Below are 16,565 nucleotides of genomic sequence, written 5' to 3' on the forward strand. Positions count from 1 at the left end.
AGTGCCGACACCACGGTGGCCGGGCCGTCACTCCCCGAGCACCCAGGAGTCGAAGTTCTTGGACTCCTCGGCGATGGTGGTCTCCTCGCCCGTGGACGGCAGGACCCGGGTCTCCTCCGGGAGCGCCAGCAGGACCTCGCCGACCGAGGCGAGCTGGGACGTGTAGTCCATGTAGCCGTCGCCGACCGTGCCGAGTTTTCCGGCGAGCAGCGTGTCGCCGCTGCACACCGCCTTGATGTGAGGGAAGTAGTAGGACAGCGAGCCGGGAGCGGTGCCGGGAGTGGGCAGGATCTCCACTTCCACATCGCCGATGGTCAGCTTGCCGCCGCCCTCCGCCTCGATCTCGGGGCTGTGCTCGACACCGTGGACTTTGCGCCAGCGGCGCAGCTCCTTGGGGTGCAGGGCGATCGGCGCTTCGTCCCTCTCGGCGACTTCCACCGCGCCAGCGATGTGCGGCCGGTAGCCGTTGGTGCAGGCAACCAGGTAGATCTCGCGGTCGCCGACTTTTTCGAGGATGGCTTTGGCGTCCTCCCCCGGGTTGACGACGACGACACCGTCCTCGTCGATCTGGACGATCCAGGTGTTGGTGACGACCTCGTACTCTTCGCCGTCGACCTCGAGGGTTCCTGCCATTTCGACCCGCTCGATGGACAGGTCGCTGCTGTCGGAGCTGCCGTCCCCGGCCTCGGACGCCTTCTCCGCACCGTCGGACGCATCCGCACTGCTGCCCGTGTCGGCCTGCGCGGATTCCTCGTCGGAGCTGGCGTCCGCAGCCTCCTCCGCGTCTTCGACGGTGGTCACGGCGGCGTCCGCCTCGGCCTCACTCTTCTTCTTGGCCTTCCGTTTCCAGAACACGTGCCGCCCCTTCGGTTTGCTTACGACTGATCACTGGTGCGGGCCTATTGTTACGGCCGGAGGTCACTGATCGGTATTCGACGAGGCCACACCAGGACTCTGCGTGGGCGCCCCGCCTCGTTGTGGCCCGTATCCAACCAGTTCACAGCCAGTATCGACCGGAATGGTTAAAAGTACTCAAGAGTCGGTGCGGCAGGATCAGCCCACGTACGGCTCGGCCCCGCTTGCCTGGGCGGCAAGCGCAGCGTAGGCGTCGGGCTCTGTCGTGCAGCAGCCCAGGCGGCGTCCGGTCAGCTCACCGTGGTCGTCGCTGGACCCGGTAACGACCAGGCCGAGCTCTTCGGCCCGGCGCCGCCAGGAGGCGCGCTCTTCGTCGTCGTGCGACGGGTGGTCGGCTTCGATCCCGTTGAGCCCCGCCTCGGCCATGCGTTCCACCAGGTCGTCGGGGACGGCGTGCGTCAACGCGCCTTCGCTGCGGGCCGGGTGCGCCAGCACGCACACGCCGCCGGCAGCACGGATCAGTCGGACAGCCCGCACCGGGTCCAGCGCATACCGGGTCACGTGGGCGGGTTTGCCGGAGCCGATCCACCGGTCGAACGCGTCCTGCACGTCCTCGGCGGCACCGGCTTCGACGAGGGCTTGGGCGACGTGCGGACGGCCGACCACGTTGCGGCCGTCCTCTTCCCCGGCGAGGGCGCGGACACGTTCCCAGGTGACCGGCACCCCGTGGGCTTGCAGCCGCTCCACCATGGTCTTGGCGCGGATGACGCGGTCGTCGCGGATGCGCTGCAGTTCCGCGGTGAGTTCGGGGTGGTCCGGGTCGAAGAGGTAGCCCAGCAGGTGCACGCTGGACCCCTGGTAGGCGCAGGACAGTTCGATGCCGGGAACCAGGGTGAGCCCGCGGGGGAGGTGTTGGGCGGCCTCCAGGATTCCCGCCGTGGTGTCGTGGTCGGTGAGGGCCAGCACGTCGAGCCCGGCCGCGGCCGCGTGGGCGACGACCTCGGCGGGAGTGTCGGTGCCGTCAGAAACAGAGCTGTGGGAGTGCAGATCGATGCGCATCGCCCCGATCATAGGTCAGCGCGGGGAACCTCACCCGGCGGGTTTCAGCGACTCGGTGAGGAACGGGGAGGGCGCACCGAACGGGAGTGTGGGGAAGGGGCCGACATCGCGGGCGTCGCGCAAGTCGTGGATGGCGTCGATTTCGCACATGAGCACCCCGCTGTCGGCGGGGCTGAAGATGAACCACAGCCACTGGGCCATCGCCTCGCCGACGTAGATGGCGCGCTCCGGTCCCCCGTCAAGGGACCACAGGGCGATTTCGTGTCCGTCGTTGCGGACTTTGGCTGCGGGCGGGTTCCGGTCGAAGCTGTTTCCTGGATCGGGGCCGTCGAGGCGCGCGATGCGGGCGGCGAGCCCGATGCCGGGTTCTTCGGAGACGATCACCAGTTCTCCGAGCCCGCCTAGCGGGGCGGGGCCGGACAGGGCGACCGCTGCAGCGAGCGTCCCCGTGCGTTCTTCGCCGACGTCGGCGAACCCGGTGATCACCCAGTTGTCTGGCAGCGGCCACGGCAGCCAGACCGGCACCTTCGCTTCGTCGAGTACGACTTCCAAAGACGTGGGACTGGGGTCCCGTACGGCCCGCAACGGGGTCACCGGTCCGTGCGCGTCACACCGCCACGCGCTCGACCAGAGATCAGGTTCGTGGACGGCGCGTCCGCAGCGGGGACACGTAGGCGCAGTCTTCATGGTCCTTCGGGAGCTACCCGAAGGACCATGGAAGAAACGTTCTTTACGACCACTGGGGGGACGGTGGGGGAGACTGCGGCCGTGCCGGTGGGGTGGCCTCTGCTTCCGGCGTAGTGTGGCGTATCGCCTGTTTGCGCCGCATCCACGCCACCACCAGGCAGAACACGCTCACTTCGACGATCGTGGCGAGGAGTGACTGCCAACTGCCGGTGTCGCCGGAACTGTCGAAATCTCCTTCGTAGGCAGCCAGCACGAACGCCACGAGGTTGTGGACGACGTGCAGGGCGATCGCCGCTTCCAGTCCCCCGGTGTACCAGGTGAGCCACGCCATGCCCAGGCCGAACACTGCGACGTCGAGCAGCGCCCAGTCGTAGTAGTCGTGCAGCAGGGTGAAGATCAGGCCGCTGACCAGGATAGCGGGCACTGGGGAGGCGAGGAACCGGTGGAAGAGACGGCCCGGCGCGGAACGCCCCGGCCGTGTCGGGTCTCCGTAGCCGCCGACAAGCTGCATGAGGAAGCCGCGCAGCGCGTACTCCTCAGCCGCGGCCTGGAAGGGCACCAGCAGGAAGATGACCGCCAGTGCGGCGAGGAACGTCTCCATTCCCGCGAACTCGCCGAACAGCGGTTCTCCCGGTTCCGTGATCACCAGGAGCGCCATCAGCCCGCCGAAGGAGACGACGACGCATCCGACGGCCACGGCAGTGCAGCGCAGCAGCCACCGCCAACGCAGCCGCCCCTCCACAGAGGACAGCGTGCCGGCCCGTCGCCGCTGGACGACCCGCACCGCGATCAGCACCGCGGGAAGCAGCACGATCACCAGCACCAGTTCCACGGCGAGGTCGGCGACCGGGTGGCCGAGCTCCGCCACGTCGGCAGGGATGTGCCGGATGGCTTTCACCAGTTCCAGCACGAGCACGAAGAACAGGCCCAAGCCGAAGGAGAGCGGGATCGCGCAGCCGATGGCCAGTGGTGGTTTCCACCAGCGGTGCCGTTCGGTGCGGCCCATTCTGTGATAAGGAACACCGGGCGGCGGCGTGTCGACCCGCGGCCGGGGTGGTTTTACGGGCGGCGGCCACGCCCATACCGCATCCGGTCCCCCCGGATGCGCTGCCTGGCCGGGCGATGCCCATACCTGAGAATGCTGTGGAACCGCCCGTTCCCGAGGGTCGGGTCCGGACGGCCAAGGTGGTGGCACGTTTCCCATCGTCCGTCCGACACTACTAGTGGAACGTGTATTACCGGTGTTAAGAACGTCCCACTTCGGCTACGGCAGGTGGGCAAGGTCACCTGCGCGTGGGGCACCTGGGCTTTCGTACCATTGATGACATGTCCACCACACCCACCACCGAGCAGGTGAACGCGGCTCTGGCCACCGTCAAGGACCCGGAGATCCACCGCCCCATCACCGAACTCGACATGGTCAAAAGCGTCGAGATCCACGACGACGGCACGGTCTCCGTCGGTATCTACCTCACGGTGGCCGGCTGTCCCATGCGTGGCCGCATCGAAAAGGATGTCGCCGACGCAGTCAGCAAAGTGCCGGGGGTGACCGGAGTCAAGGTCACGCTCGACGTCATGAGCGACGAGCAGCGCAAGGCGCTGCAGGCCAAACTGCGCGGTGGCCACGCAGAGAAGGAGATCCCGTTCGCCAAGCCGAACTCACTCACCAAGGTGTTTGCTGTCGCCTCTGGCAAGGGTGGGGTCGGCAAGTCCTCGATCACGGTGAACCTGGCTGCTGCCATGGCGGCCCAGGGCCACAAGGTGGGGGTTGTGGACGCCGACATCTACGGACACTCCGTGCCGCGGATGCTGGGTGTCAGCGACCGCCCCACCAAGGTTGAGGACATGATCCTGCCGCCGACCGCGCACGGGATCAAAGTGATTTCGATCGGCATGTTCACCCAGGGCAACCAGGCGGTCGTCTGGCGCGGCCCGATGCTGCACCGCGCACTGCAGCAGTTCCTCGCCGACGTCTACTGGGGTGACCTGGACGTCTTGCTGATGGACCTTCCCCCGGGCACCGGTGACGTCGCGATCTCGGTGGCGCAGCTCCTGCCGAACGCCGAGATCCTCGTGGTGACCACCCCGCAGCAGGCTGCGGCCGAGGTTGCCGAACGCGCCGGGTCGATCTCCGCGCAGACCCACCAGCGGGTCGCTGGCGTGGTCGAGAACATGTCCTACTACCAGGCCCCGGGCAGCGACGAGCGGGTCTACATCTTCGGTGAAGGCGGGGGCCAGGCGGTCTGCGACGGGCTGTCGCGGACCTTGGGCACCAAGGTCCCGCTGCTGGGCCAAGTGCCGTTGGACGTGGCGCTTCGGGAAGGCGGCGACCGCGGTGTTCCGCTGGTGCTCGACGCCCCGGACAGTGAGGCAGGCAAGGTGCTGCGGTCGATCGCCGAGGAGCTGCTCGGCAAGCCGCGCGGCCTGGCCGGCATGATGCTGGGGTTGAGCCCCACCCGCCGCTGATCGAACACCGACTCAAGGAACTGGAAGACGTGCGAGGTCCCGGCCCTCACCAGGAGGACCGGGACCTCGATGCGTGTACGGCCTAGTCGTTGGACGACCCCAGCACCAGGGTCGTGGTGTGTTCTCTCCCGTTCCGCAGGTAGCGGACCTCCACCCGGTCGCCGGGGGCTTTGGTGTGGATCAGGGTGATGAGCTGGGTGGCGTCCCGCACCGTGGTGCCGTCGAACTCCACGATGACGTCGCCGGGCCGCAGGCCGGCCTGGTCCGCGGGGCCGCCCCGCATCACGGTCTCCGCGCCCCGGCCCGCTTCCATGATCAGCGCGCCCTGCTCCGGATAGCGCAGGTCGAGGATGGCGCCGATGACGGCATGCGGTGCTTCACCGGTTTCGATGAGCTGTTCCACCACCCGCGAGGCCTGGTTGGAGGGGATCGCGAATCCGAGGCCGATGCTGCCGCTCTGCTCCCCGCTCGACCCGCTCATGGTGGCGATCGCCGAGTTGACCCCGATCACCAGGCCCTGCTCGTTGACGAGCGGGCCCCCCGAGTTGCCTGGGTTGATGGCCGCGTCGGTCTGGATCGCGCTGAGGTAGGCCTCTTGGCCGTCCTCCCCCACGGTCACCGGGCGGTTGAGGGCGCTGACGATCCCCGAGGTGACCGTGCCGTCCAGTCCGAGCGGGGCGCCGATCGCGATCACGGTGTCGCCGACGGCTACCTCATCAGAGTCGCCGAATTCCAGCGGTTCCACATCCAACGGGTCCGCTAGTTTGAGCACCGCCAAGTCGGAGGAGGCTGCCGCGCCCACCACTTCAGCCCGGCTGACGTGGCCGTCGCTGTAGACGACTTCGATCCCGCCGCGGCGCACCGCGTCGACCACGTGGTTGTTGGTCACCACGTAGTTGCCTTCGATGACGAACCCGGAGCCGTTGCCGCTGAGCTGCGGGCTGGTGCTGCGGATCGATACCACGCTGGGGCTGACCCGCTGGGCGACCCCGGCAATAGTGTCGGGGGCGCGGCTCGGCACGTCGCTGGGCACTTCGTTGTTGGGCGCGCCGCTGCTCTGCGGGGGCGGGGATTCTTCTGGGGCGACGAGGGAGGCGCCCACCATGCCGCCGACACCTGCCGATCCTGCGGCTACAACCATGACGAGGAGCAGCACCGCCCACAGCGGCATGCCGTTCCGGCGGGGCCGCTGCTGCGGTTCTTCCGCGGGGATGCCGGGGGTGAAGACCGGCCACTGCCCGGTGGAGTGGACTGCGTCGGGCGGGGGCCCCGGATTCCGCAGTCCGGGAGGAACCGCCCAGGTCTGGGTGTGCGATGACGGAGTCTGCCTGACCGGTCCCGGCCCCGCGGAAGGATTCCATCCGGATGCGGCGGGCTGCTCTCCGATGGGCGACCACGCTGGCCCGGGGCTCATCCCGCCCAGGCTGGCCGGCGGTGCTGTGGCGGGGCCTGACGCGGAACCGGTGTACGGCCCGGACGGGGGCTTTGCCGGTCCCGTCACCGGGTCTTCCGCCTCTCCGTGTATGTCGCGGCGTCCGGTCTCGTTGGTCATGTGATCTCCGTCTGTTACTGCCCGATCCATCCTGGCGCGCACAAGATCAACGCTGGTTAAGGAGGCCACACTCGTCCGTGACCACGGGGTTCCGCATGCCCCTTCTCTGGGATGCACATTAGTCGAGCCACGTTCCCACGCGTTCGAAACCTCGACCGACTCGCTCCCAGAAACCGTGGCGGTCGGGCGGGGGCAGCGCGTGGAGGACGTCGGCGACGAGACCCGCTGGCGCGTCGGCGAGCACCGTGTGCACGAACCCGTCCGCTTCCCAGATCCGCTGGTGCTGGCCGCCTTCGTCGGCGACGTGGACGAGGGCGCCGTCCTCTTCGGTCCGGCGCAGCCCGGTGACCGCTGCCCCGCCGAGGCTGCCGCGCTGGGTGAACACGGAGATCACGCTGATCCCGTCGGAGTAGGTCAGGTGGGTGATCCGCTCGTCTCCTTCGCCGGTGGCGCGGGCCTCAACCAGTTCGAAGCCCCACAGCAGCCGTTCCGGCAGCACCCAGCCTTCGTCTCGCAACTGGCGGAGTTCCTGCGGGTCGAGTTCGTCGCCCCAGGGTCGGCTGACGACGTCGGGCTGTCGTGTCTCCTCGGCAAGCGCGGCCGCGTCCACACCGAACTGGATGGATTCGAACACGCTGGTCTGCGCGACTTCCCCGCTGATGTCGTACACTTCGCGACGCAGCAGCAGCCCGGTGTGCTCATCGGTCCAGAAGCGGGCCGCGACCTGCCCGTTGTCCCGTTGGGCGACCACACCCACGGCGGAGCGCTGCCCAATCTGGGTTTCCCCTTCGGTGCGGACCCAGAAGTTGGTTTCCAGCACGTCGAGCACGTCTTTGCCCACCCTGCCCCAGGGGGTTGATCCGACCAGCAGGTTGGTGCCTTCCCCGGTGTCGTGGAGTGGACTGACCAGCGTGCCCACGCCGGGCTGGTGGAGGATGTTCAGCCGGGCGGTTTCCGTGCGGCCCGTGCTGTCGACCCAGGACACCACGCGGACCCCCTGGTAGGAGAGGCGGACGCTGGTCTCTGCGGCGCGCCGCAGGACCGCCATGCCGTCCCCGCCGCGCCGTCCCGCGGGACGGTCGGCAGAGTCGCCGACAACGGCGACGGATACCAGGCACAGCAGCAGGCACAGCACGGCTGCCGTGGCCGGTGCACGCCATCGGGGACCGGCCGTGTCACGGCCCCCGCTCACCGGTGCTCAGGGGTGTCCGACCGCATCACCCCGCGGTTGACCGTCTGGACAACCTGCACTGTTGGTGCATCGTGCGGGGACAGGGGACGGGTGACCACTGGGACCGTGGCGGGGTCCCCCAGCGGGGACTGCCCGGAGACGGCCGCGTGTTCGATCGCGTAGTCGGTGAGCGCCGGGGTGACCACGGGGGGTTCCGCGGGGTCTCCACCGGCGAGGAACGCGGTGCCGAGGGCGGCGGCGAGCATGGAGACTCCCGCGACCGCGTAGCGGGCGCGCCCCCACTCGCCGCGGAACCGGAAGAGTCCGCGGGCCGGGGCGGGGCGCCGTTCCGGGCGCGGCAGGGGGAGTCCGCCGAGCGGTTGGCCTGCTCCCAGGGGCGGGGACGCACCGAACCCGCTGGGGGGTGCGGGCGGGTCCCCGGTGGTGGCCTCGGGAAGGGCGAGGAGCCGGGTGAGGAACTCGGAGGCGGGTTCTGGGGGCCGCAGGGTGCACAGCCGCTGTTTCAACTGGCGCAGCATGGCGGCTTCGAACCGGCATGGTTCGCAGCGGGCGAGGTGGCTGAGCACCCGTTCCCGCTCGCTGTGCCCCAACTCGCCGTCGATGAAGGCGGAGAGCTGCTCCTCTAGGTGGCTCATGCTTCCGTGACCTCCCCGACCCGTTCGGCTGCCTGGCGGCGGTGCTGCAGCGCGGCGCGGAGTTGGGCTCGGCCGCGGTGGATTCGGCTGCGCACCGTGCCCAGCTTCACTCCCAGAGTGGCGGCGATCTCCTCGTAGGAGAGCCCTTCGATGTCACACAGCACAACGGCGGCGCGGAACTCGGGGGAGAGTGCGTCGAGTGCGGCCTGCACGTCGGCGTCGAAGTGGCGGTCGTCGTAAGCCTGCGCGGGGGAGGGTTCCCGACCCTCGAGACGGTCGTTGGCGGTTTCCGCGAGTCCTTCGAAGCGGATGCGGGAACGGCGCCGCGCCATGTCGAGGAACAGGTTGGTGGTGATGCGGTGCAGCCACCCCTCGAAGGTTCCGGGAGTGTAGTTGGCCAGCGACCGGAAGACGCGGATGAAGACCTCCTGGGTGAGGTCTTCAGCGTCGTGCTGGTTGCCGGTCAGCCGGTAGGCGAGCCGGTAGACCCGAGCCGAGTGGGTGCGTACCACCTCTTCCCAGCTTGGCGGCTCCCAATGGCCGAAGTCGGCGGCAGGGGCTGGGTCTGCCACTAGCACTCCCTTCGTTCGGCGCTCGGTCCACGTGGCGGGGCGTCGATACTCCTGCTTTTCATTAACACCGCGGGGAACGATTAAGTTCCGCACCGCACACACGAGAGGACTTTGGGCCTGCCGAACCGGGGGTGGGCGCTGCTGCGGTTCCGGACAGCGGCAGGTCCGAGGCTGCTGCCCGGTTCAGGGGGTGCGGGAGTTTACCGTTCGGCGAGCCAGCGCAGCAGCAGCCGGGTGCCGAACGCGGTACCGCCCTTGCTGAGGATTCCCTCGTCGCTCATGGACCGGCCCGGGCCGGCGATGTCCAGGTGCGCCCAGGGCACGGAGCCGACGAATTCGCGGAGGAAGAGCGCAGCCTCGATGGCTCCGGGGTGCCCGTAGTCGTCTTTGACGCTCGTGTTCGCCAGGTCGGCGACGGGAGAGTCGAGGGCGTCGCGGTACTCCTCGTGCAGCGGCATCCGCCACAGGGTCTCGCCGGACCGCTTCCCCGCGTCGACGAGTGCGGCGGCCAGCGTGTCGTCGGTGGCGAAGAGGGCGCCGATCCCGCTGCCCAGGGCGACCCTGGCTGCCCCGGTGAGCGTAGCCACGTCCACCAGGGTGTCGGGGGCCAGCTTGGTGACGGCGTAGCCGATCGCGTCGGCGAGCACGAGGCGGCCTTCCGCGTCGCTGTTGAGCACTTCGACGGTGCGCCCGCTGTAGGTGGTCAGCACATCGCCTAGCCGCATGGCCGAACCGGAGAAGGCGTTCTCCGCGATCGCGAGCAGCCCGGTGACCGAGACCCGGACGCCGAGTTCCTGCACGGCCGAGAGGACCGCGAGGATGATTCCGGCGCCGCTCATGTCGGTCTTCATGAGCTTCATGTTGTCGTTGGGTTTCAACGACAGTCCGCCGGTGTCGAAGGTGATGCCTTTGCCGACGAGGACGATGTGCTCGGTGGCGCCGGCTGGGCGGTAGGAGAGTTCCACCAGTCGCGGCGGCCGGGGCGATCCTTGGCCGACGGTCAGGATCGCGCCGAACCCGTCGTGGTACAGGGCTTCCTCGTCCCAGACCCGGACCGACAGTCCCGCTTCTGCGCCGATGGCTTCGGCTCGAGACGCGAGCCACGCGGGGCTTTTCTCCGCTGCGGGAGTGTTGATGAGGTCCCGGGCCATGGCGGTAGCCCGGGCCAGGACCGTGCCCCGCCTGGTTGGTTCGGCGGCCTCGGAGGCTGCCGAACCAACCAGGTCGATCGCTGCCGCGGGCGCGGTGCCCTCGGCTGTCTCAGTCAGCGTGAACGTGTAGGAGGCCAGCAACGCCCCTTCCACGAAGGCGGTCAGCGCTTCCGGGTCGTGACCCGAGACAGCAGCGTTGACCGCGGCTCGGGAGCTTCCTCTCACCGAGCGTGCGAACGCCGCGCCCGCCTTGCGCATCTCCTCGGGGGTGGCGTCGCCGACCCCGAGGAACGACAGGCGGATCAGCCCTCGACCGAGATCCACCGGGAACTCGACGATCTGCCCTGCTTTCCCGCGGAATTCGTAGGTGTCGAACAATTGCGCCACCGACGCGGGAAGCCGGGCGTCGAGGTTGGTCAGGCTCAGTCCTACGCCGTCCGCTACCGGCTGCGGCCCGTCCGTTCCAGCGCGGACGATGATCGCGAGGCGGTCAGCGGTGGATTCGGCGAGGACGCCGTCAGTCGGGTGGATCTCCGTAGCGAGCGGCACGGGCACTCACATTCCTCGTGGATTCGGATATCGCGTGGCCGGACGATCACTCTCGCTGACCGTGTGGGCGGGGGTGAAGACGCAGTCAGGTCTGGTCGCCCGGCACCACGATGGGACAACGGTGGGAAAACCGTTAACTGACGACTTCGTTGAGTGCGTTGGCGAGTTCACCGGCCTCGGCCGGGGTCAGCTCGACCACCAGACGCCCACCGCCCTCCAGCGGAACCCGCATGATGATGCCGCGACCCTCCTTGGTGACCTCCAGCGGTCCATCTCCGGTCCTCGGCTTCATCGCCGCCATGCCGTATCCCCTTTCCTAGACGATGGTCGCGCGTGTGTGAGTCGGTCCATCGGCGTCCCGGATCGTCTCAACGAGTCCGGAGTGCGGAGCGGGCCGAATCCGCGTGACTCAGTGAACGAATCACTGATCTGTCATTATCTCGGTTTTGGCCCCGGGTTGGAAACGACCGGGAGGTTGTGAGCCGGACGAAACTCGACGATCGTGGGACGGCAACGGTGCTGGCGGTGCCGTCCGAAGACTCTGCTACCCCCGTGGGATTCCTTATTCCACCAGCCAGGACAGTCTCGGGCGAGGACTGCGCTCCGCGAATTACGGACCCGCTGTGTCAGGGAGAGTCAATGTCCGATAAAGAGAGCGTCCGCTACGAGGCTGCCGACGGGGTCGCCACGATCACGCTGAACCGGCCGGAAATGCGCAACACGCTCACCGTGGAAACGCAGCAGCTGCTGCTCGAGGCTTTGGAGCGGGCGCGCGGGGACGCCGCGGTCCGCGCGGTGCTGCTCACCGGGGCGGGCGAAGCGTTCTGCGCTGGCTGGGACATGGTGGAGCACGGTCGGCGGCTCAGCGAAGGCAAAGGCTTCGGGGACACGGTGCGCGCCTACACCAACCCCATCGTGTTGACCATGGCCCGGATGCCTAAGCCGGTGGTCGCCGCGGTCAACGGCGTGGCGGCGGGCGCGGGCGCCGGGCTGGCGTTCGCCGCGGACTTGCGGATCGCTGCCGCCGGCGCGTCGTTCGTCCTCGCGTTCGCCAGTCTGGGGCTGGGCGCGGATTCCGGGGTCTCCTGGACGCTGCCGCGGCTGGTGGGCCAGGCGCGGGCGATGGAGATGCTGCTGCTCGCCGAGCCGGTGACGGCAGAACGCGCCCTCGATATCGGGCTGGTCGCCCGGGTTGTCGCACCGGAGGAGCTGGCACACGCCGCGCGCAGTCTCGCCCTGCGCCTGGCTTCCGGGCCGACCGTGGCCTATTCCGCGATCAAGGCGGAGGTGGGGTGCGGCGCGGCGCTGGACCTGGCAGGTGCTTTGGAGATCGAAGCCAGCCTCCAAGACCAGTGCGTGGAGACCGCCGACCACCTGCAGGCCGCGCTGGCTTTCCTCGAGCAGCGGCAGCCCGCCTTCCGCGGATGCTGACCGGCAGCGCGGCACGGTCAGCCGAGGCTGCCGATCAGCAGGAACAGCAGGATGAAGAGCAGGACCCCGGCGATGACGGCGATGCTGACGACGCCGAGCACGAACGCGGTGCTGGTCCCCTCGGCCTGCTGCTGGTACTGCTGCCCGCTATAGGGCTGGCTGGTCTGGGGGTAGCCCCCGGTGGACGGCATCCACGGCTGGGCGGGGGCGTAGGGGCCGCTCGGCCCCCCGTGGGGCGGGATGGCCGCATTCCCGGAATGGGGGGTGGGATAGGCGTGCTGGTGCGGTCCGGGCGGGGGCGCGTACCCGCCCTGCTGGGGACCGGTCGCATACCCGTATCCGGACTGGTGCGGCCCGGTCGCATACCCGTATCCGGAGTGCTGTGCACCAGTCGAGGGCAGGGAAGGCTGGGGGCCGCTGGCGGTCTGCGGGTGTGGCGGGGGCGTCGGAGACGGCTGGGCCGCGACGTTGGAGTGCGGTGGCGGAGGGGCCGGCGGGTAGGAGCGGTAGAGTTCCGCGGCGCTCTCCTGCTCTCCCGTGTCGGCAGCGGCGATCGCCCCGGCCACGAGGGTCTGGTGGGTGACGGGGATGGCCGTGTCCGTGCTGGGCTCCTCAGTCGGGGGCGGCCCTTCGATGCCGAGCACCAGCATGAGGGTTTCGGCCGCGGTCGGCCGCTGGGCGGCGTCTTTGTTCAGGCAGCGTTCCGCGATTTCGCGCAGGGTGCCGCTGAGCTCCCCGAAGTCCGGTTCGTCGTTGATGACTCGCTGGACTACGGCTTTCAGGGAGCCGTGGCCGAACGGGCCGCGCCCGTTGGCCGCGTAGACGAGGGTGGCACCCCAGGCGAACATGTCGACGGCCGGTCCGAGCGGCCCACCGGTGATCTGCTCCGGGGCCATGTAGGCGGGGGTCCCGGCGATCCTGCTGGTGAGGATCGCGGTTCCTTCGAGGGCCCGGGCGATGCCGAAGTCGATGACGCGCGGGCCCCCGGGGGCCATGAGCACGTTGGCCGGTTTGAAGTCGCGGTGCACGATTCCGGCCTGGTGGATGGCGGCGAGGGCGGTGAGGGTGCCGACTGCGAGCCGTTCCAGGCTGGCTCCGCGCAGCGGCCCTCGCTCGCGGACCACGGCCTGCAGCGAGGGGCCTTCCACGTACTCGCTGACCACGTAGGGCGGGTCGGCGTCGAGGTCGGCGGCGAGCACTTGCGCGGTGCAGAACCGCGCAACCCGGCGGGCCATCTCGACTTCTTCGGCGAGCTGTTCGCGCAGGCCCGGCAGGTCGAGGGCGTCCCGGTGCAGCGTCTTGACCGCCACCCGTGCCCCGTCAGGGGCGCTTCCGAGGTAGACAACTCCCTGACCGCCCTGTCCGAGCCGTCCAAGTAGCGTGTACTCCCCGATGCGCGCGGGGTCGGTGTCGATCAAGGGGGCCGGATCGGCCATCGGTCCTCCCGATTGGCTGGGCCCGCCGTCGTTGTCCTGGCTGGCGGCGGGCATGGGGCGAACCTACTTGAGGGTACCCGTGGAGGTCATGACGGTTCCTTCTCGGGAGATACCCTCCCACGTGGCCTCGAGTGTTCCGGGGACGCGTTGGGTCAGGGTGAGCATGCTCGTGTCGATACAGCGGTCCTCCGGATCGTAGGTTTCCGCGTAGTCGAACACGAGAGATTCCGCGGTCTGCTCGGTGAGGACGATGCTGCCCCGGCAGTGGAAGGGAAGCAGTTCTGCACTGCCTCGGTCAGTCCCCGCGTCGAGTTTGAGCTGGACCACCCAGTCGGCGACCAGGTTGCCTTCCTCGTCGTGCTGGGACATCTCCCCGCTCCAGCTTCCCGCGTACTCTTCGGGGATGCCGTCGGTGACGACAGCAGGGGGTTCTTCGGGTTCTGGCTCTTCTTCTCCCCACAGCAGGCTGCCGACCATGACGGCCAGCACGACGACGCCGACGCCTACACCGAGGATGAGGGGCAGTTTGGGGCGCCGGTTGTTGTGTCGGGCGGATCGGGGCGGGGGCCACAGCGACATCGCTCGGATCGGGGATGCCGCTGACGGGCGCGCGCTCCGCTCCGATTCGGGGGGCGCGGTCACCGCTGTTCCCTAACGGGGGGTGTGGAGCGAGGACTCTGGCGCGAATCGATCATCGCTTCCTCCAACGGTGCGAACGTGCATGGAGGGGACGTTCGCAATACAGCGAAACAGGATAAGCCACGCGAACTACCCCCACACCGGCAAGCAATGTGACGAAAATCACATGAATAATGGTGGTGTTTTCCGCGGCACGCGGGGGTTTCGGGGGGTACTGTTCGCGGATTTCCTTAGGTCGAATTCTCCAATCCCAAGGAAACCGGCAAAAGGAAAGTATTGCCCACCCGCGTGCGGAAAAGAAGCAGCCGCGGCACGGACACCCGACCGCTGGCGCGCCCCGCTCAGGCTGGGGATTCCGCGGGATACCCGCGGGCAGTGCCGCTCCCACGGCAGTGGCAGTCGACGAGGTGGTCGTCCACCATCCCCACCGCCTGCATCATCGCGTAGACGGTCGTCGGGCCGACGAAACGGAACCCGCGCTGCTTCAACGCCCGCGCCAACGCGGCGCTCTCCGGGGTGGACGCGGGCACGTCCGCGGCCGTCTTCGGTGCGGGCGGCGGCGACTCAGGCGCATACCGCCACACGAACTCCGCCAGCCCTTCCGGCAGTGCCAAAGCCGCCCGCGCATTGCTGATGACCGCTTCGATCTTGGCGCGGCTGCGGATGATCCGCGCGTCCGCGAGCAGCCGCTGCACGTCCCGCTCCGTGAACGCCGCAACCCGGGCCATGTCGAAACCGCAGAACACCTCCCGGAGCGCCGCGCGTTTCCGCAGCACGGTCAGCCACGACAGCCCGGCCTGGAACGCTTCCAGGCTGACCCGTTCGAACAGTCCCCGATCGTCGCGGACCACGACGCCCCATTCCAGGTCGTGGTAGCGCATCAAATCGGCGGCGCCCAACGCCCACGGGCAGCGGAACCGCCCGTCGGCGCCGCGGCGTGCCCCTTGTGAAGGGAAGTCCGCCCCGGACGACTCCTGGGGCGGACTCTCCACGCTCATTCTTGACGGTCTCCTATCCCGGAATGCTGGTTGGCGTACTCGACCCCGGGGGGTGCGGCCGCGTCCGGCCAGGGGTCGGTATCAGATCCTTCACTCTCGGGAGCGTGCTGCTCTCCCCCCTCCGCTGAAGTTTCCCGGGGGGAACGCGGATACCACACCTGTGGCCGTGCTGCAGAGGAGGCGGGGCTGTGCAACCGCGCTTCCAACTGGGCGATACGCGCGTCCCGCTCCTCGATGTCGGCGGCCATCCGGTCCAGCACCTCGTCAACGGCGCGCACATGGTATCCCCACAGCGCGAGGGGAAGCCGGATTCGCGCCACGTCACGGCCGGTCACCAGGCGGTCAACGGGCAGGTCCAGCGGAGGGTGATCAGCTTCGAACCGCGCCAGTTGCCCGCCATGCCCCATGACCAGAACCGCCACGGTGACGAGCACCGCGAAGGCAGCCAGTGCTGTCAGGATCAGGATGGCTATCACACTGTCGATCGTGCCACATCCCCGCCACAGAATGTGACGCGGCACAATCCACGGCTCAGGAGTGCTCGGCTTCCCGCAGGGCCTCCTCCAGCTCTGTGACCGCCTCCTCCTCTTCCAGGGCCCGCTCCCACTCTGCGTGGGCCCGTTGGATCGTCTCGATGACGTCGTCCGGGTCGTCGGTGAGGTGGATCAGATCGGGGTCGCTCGGAGAGATCAAGCCTTCAGCGAGCAGCCGGTCGTTGATCCACTCCACCAGGCCGCCCCAGAAGTCCGTGCCCACCAGGATCACCGGGAAGCGGGTGATCTTGCCGGTCTGCACCAGGGTGAGCGCTTCGAACAGCTCGTCGAGCGTGCCGAAGCCGCCCGGCAGCACGACGAACGCCTGGGAGTACTTCACGAACATCGTCTTGCGGACGAAGAAGTACCGGAAGACGACCCCCAGGTTGACGTAGTCGTTGAGCGACTGCTCGAACGGCAGCTCGATACCGAGGCCGATCGAGGTCCCGCCGACGTCGGCGGCCCCCTTGTTGGCGGCCTCCATCAACCCCGGACCGCCGCCGGTGATGACCGTGTACCCGGCCTCCACGAGCTTGCGGCCGATCTCCTCCCCCAGCTCGTAGTAGGGGGTCTCCGGTTTGATCCGGGCCGAGCCGAACACGCACACGGCCCTGCCCACCTCGGAGAGCATGCCGAAGCCCTCAACGAACTCCGACTGGATGCGCAGCACCCGCCAGGGATCGGTGTGCACCCAGTCCGTCGGGCCGCGACGGTCCAGCAGCCGCTGGTCAGTGGTGCTCTTAGGGATCTCTCTTCCCCGGTAGGTGAGGGGACCTGCCTGCCGTTCGATCGATCGAGAATCCGTCATGT

At 68.7% G+C, this 16,565-nt stretch carries 17 protein-coding genes; 2 read left to right on the top strand and 15 right to left on the bottom strand.

The features are described 5' to 3' along the window. Positions 1-27: 27 nt before the first annotated feature. The 4 genes from CW348_RS07015 to CW348_RS07030 all read right to left on the bottom strand — a co-directional run bounded on the left by CW348_RS07015 (position 28) and on the right by CW348_RS07030 (position 3,607). Positions 28-855, bottom strand: coding sequence for an MBL fold metallo-hydrolase (locus tag CW348_RS07015; RefSeq protein ID WP_011290959.1), 828 nt, complete (start codon positions 853-855; stop codon positions 28-30). A 198-nt stretch (positions 856-1,053) separates the two neighbouring features. Next, the gene (locus tag CW348_RS07020) at positions 1,054-1,914 is read right to left on the bottom strand and encodes a PHP domain-containing protein (RefSeq protein WP_104612843.1); all 861 of its coding nucleotides are present in this window, start codon (positions 1,912-1,914) and stop codon (positions 1,054-1,056) included. 30 nt (positions 1,915-1,944) lie between these two features. Continuing rightward, complete coding sequence (locus tag CW348_RS07025; RefSeq protein WP_011290957.1) at positions 1,945-2,601, bottom strand: DUF6758 family protein; 657 nt, start codon at positions 2,599-2,601, stop codon at positions 1,945-1,947. 43 nt (positions 2,602-2,644) lie between these two features. Continuing rightward, a complete protein-coding gene (locus CW348_RS07030) occupies positions 2,645-3,607 on the bottom strand; it encodes a CPBP family intramembrane glutamic endopeptidase (protein WP_016188216.1) in 963 nt (320 codons plus the stop codon). 320 nt (positions 3,608-3,927) lie between these two features. Between CW348_RS07030 and CW348_RS07035 the strand changes: the two genes are divergently transcribed. Continuing rightward, on the top strand, positions 3,928-5,067 hold the full coding sequence (locus tag CW348_RS07035) for an Mrp/NBP35 family ATP-binding protein (RefSeq protein ID WP_104612836.1): 1,140 nt from the start codon (positions 3,928-3,930) through the stop codon (positions 5,065-5,067). A gap of 82 nt (positions 5,068-5,149) precedes the next feature. On the opposite strand, the gene CW348_RS07040 is transcribed toward CW348_RS07035, so the two are convergent. The 6 genes from CW348_RS07040 to CW348_RS07065 form a co-directional block, all read right to left on the bottom strand. Next, entirely contained in the window at positions 5,150-6,481 is a 1,332-nt protein-coding gene (locus tag CW348_RS07040; RefSeq protein WP_287463216.1) for a S1C family serine protease, read from the bottom strand. Positions 6,482-6,737: 256 nt separating this feature from the next. Beyond that, complete coding sequence (locus tag CW348_RS07045) at positions 6,738-7,811, bottom strand: sigma-E factor regulatory protein RseB domain-containing protein (RefSeq protein ID WP_011290953.1); 1,074 nt, start codon at positions 7,809-7,811, stop codon at positions 6,738-6,740. Next, positions 7,808-8,446 (bottom strand): anti-sigma factor, encoded by a 639-nt coding sequence (locus tag CW348_RS07050; RefSeq protein ID WP_011290952.1) that lies wholly within the window; start codon positions 8,444-8,446, stop codon positions 7,808-7,810. The genes CW348_RS07045 and CW348_RS07050 overlap by 4 nt, the downstream gene beginning before the upstream one ends. Next, positions 8,443-9,024: an RNA polymerase sigma factor SigE gene (gene sigE / locus CW348_RS07055; RefSeq protein WP_258076876.1), complete on the bottom strand. Its 582-nt coding sequence runs from the start codon at positions 9,022-9,024 to the stop codon at positions 8,443-8,445. The genes CW348_RS07050 and sigE overlap by 4 nt, the downstream gene beginning before the upstream one ends. Positions 9,025-9,218: 194 nt before the next feature. Then, complete coding sequence (locus CW348_RS07060) at positions 9,219-10,718, bottom strand: leucyl aminopeptidase (protein ID WP_016188212.1); 1,500 nt, start codon at positions 10,716-10,718, stop codon at positions 9,219-9,221. 133 nt (positions 10,719-10,851) lie between these two features. Beyond that, entirely contained in the window at positions 10,852-11,019 is a 168-nt protein-coding gene (locus CW348_RS07065) for a DUF3117 domain-containing protein (protein ID WP_011290949.1), read from the bottom strand. Between the two features lie 338 nt (positions 11,020-11,357). On the opposite strand from CW348_RS07065, the gene CW348_RS07070 reads away from it, so the two are divergent. Further along, the gene (locus CW348_RS07070; protein WP_011290948.1) at positions 11,358-12,149 is read left to right on the top strand and encodes an enoyl-CoA hydratase-related protein; all 792 of its coding nucleotides are present in this window, start codon (positions 11,358-11,360) and stop codon (positions 12,147-12,149) included. 17 nt (positions 12,150-12,166) lie between these two features. On the opposite strand, the gene CW348_RS07075 is transcribed toward CW348_RS07070, so the two are convergent. From CW348_RS07075 to CW348_RS07095, 5 genes are all read right to left on the bottom strand, one after another. Then, positions 12,167-13,585: a serine/threonine-protein kinase gene (locus tag CW348_RS07075; RefSeq protein ID WP_016188211.1), complete on the bottom strand. Its 1,419-nt coding sequence runs from the start codon at positions 13,583-13,585 to the stop codon at positions 12,167-12,169. Between the two features lie 63 nt (positions 13,586-13,648). Next, positions 13,649-14,227 carry a hypothetical protein gene (locus tag CW348_RS07080; RefSeq protein WP_011290946.1) on the bottom strand — a complete coding sequence of 193 codons (579 nt, stop codon included), beginning with the start codon at positions 14,225-14,227 and terminating at the stop codon, positions 13,649-13,651. Positions 14,228-14,565: 338 nt separating this feature from the next. Then, on the bottom strand, positions 14,566-15,222 hold the full coding sequence (locus CW348_RS07085; protein WP_011290945.1) for a DNA-3-methyladenine glycosylase I: 657 nt from the start codon (positions 15,220-15,222) through the stop codon (positions 14,566-14,568). After that, complete coding sequence (locus CW348_RS07090; protein ID WP_016188209.1) at positions 15,219-15,698, bottom strand: hypothetical protein; 480 nt, start codon at positions 15,696-15,698, stop codon at positions 15,219-15,221. Before CW348_RS07090 ends, CW348_RS07085 begins: the two co-directional genes overlap by 4 nt. Before the next feature lie 55 nt (positions 15,699-15,753). After that, positions 15,754-16,563, bottom strand: coding sequence for a TIGR00730 family Rossman fold protein (locus tag CW348_RS07095; RefSeq protein WP_011290943.1), 810 nt, complete (start codon positions 16,561-16,563; stop codon positions 15,754-15,756). Between the last annotated feature and the right edge of the window lie 2 nt (positions 16,564-16,565).

This window comes from Thermobifida sp. (assembly GCF_017577275.1).
GTDB classification, from domain to species: Bacteria; Actinomycetota; Actinomycetes; order Streptosporangiales; family Streptosporangiaceae; genus Thermobifida; species Thermobifida fusca.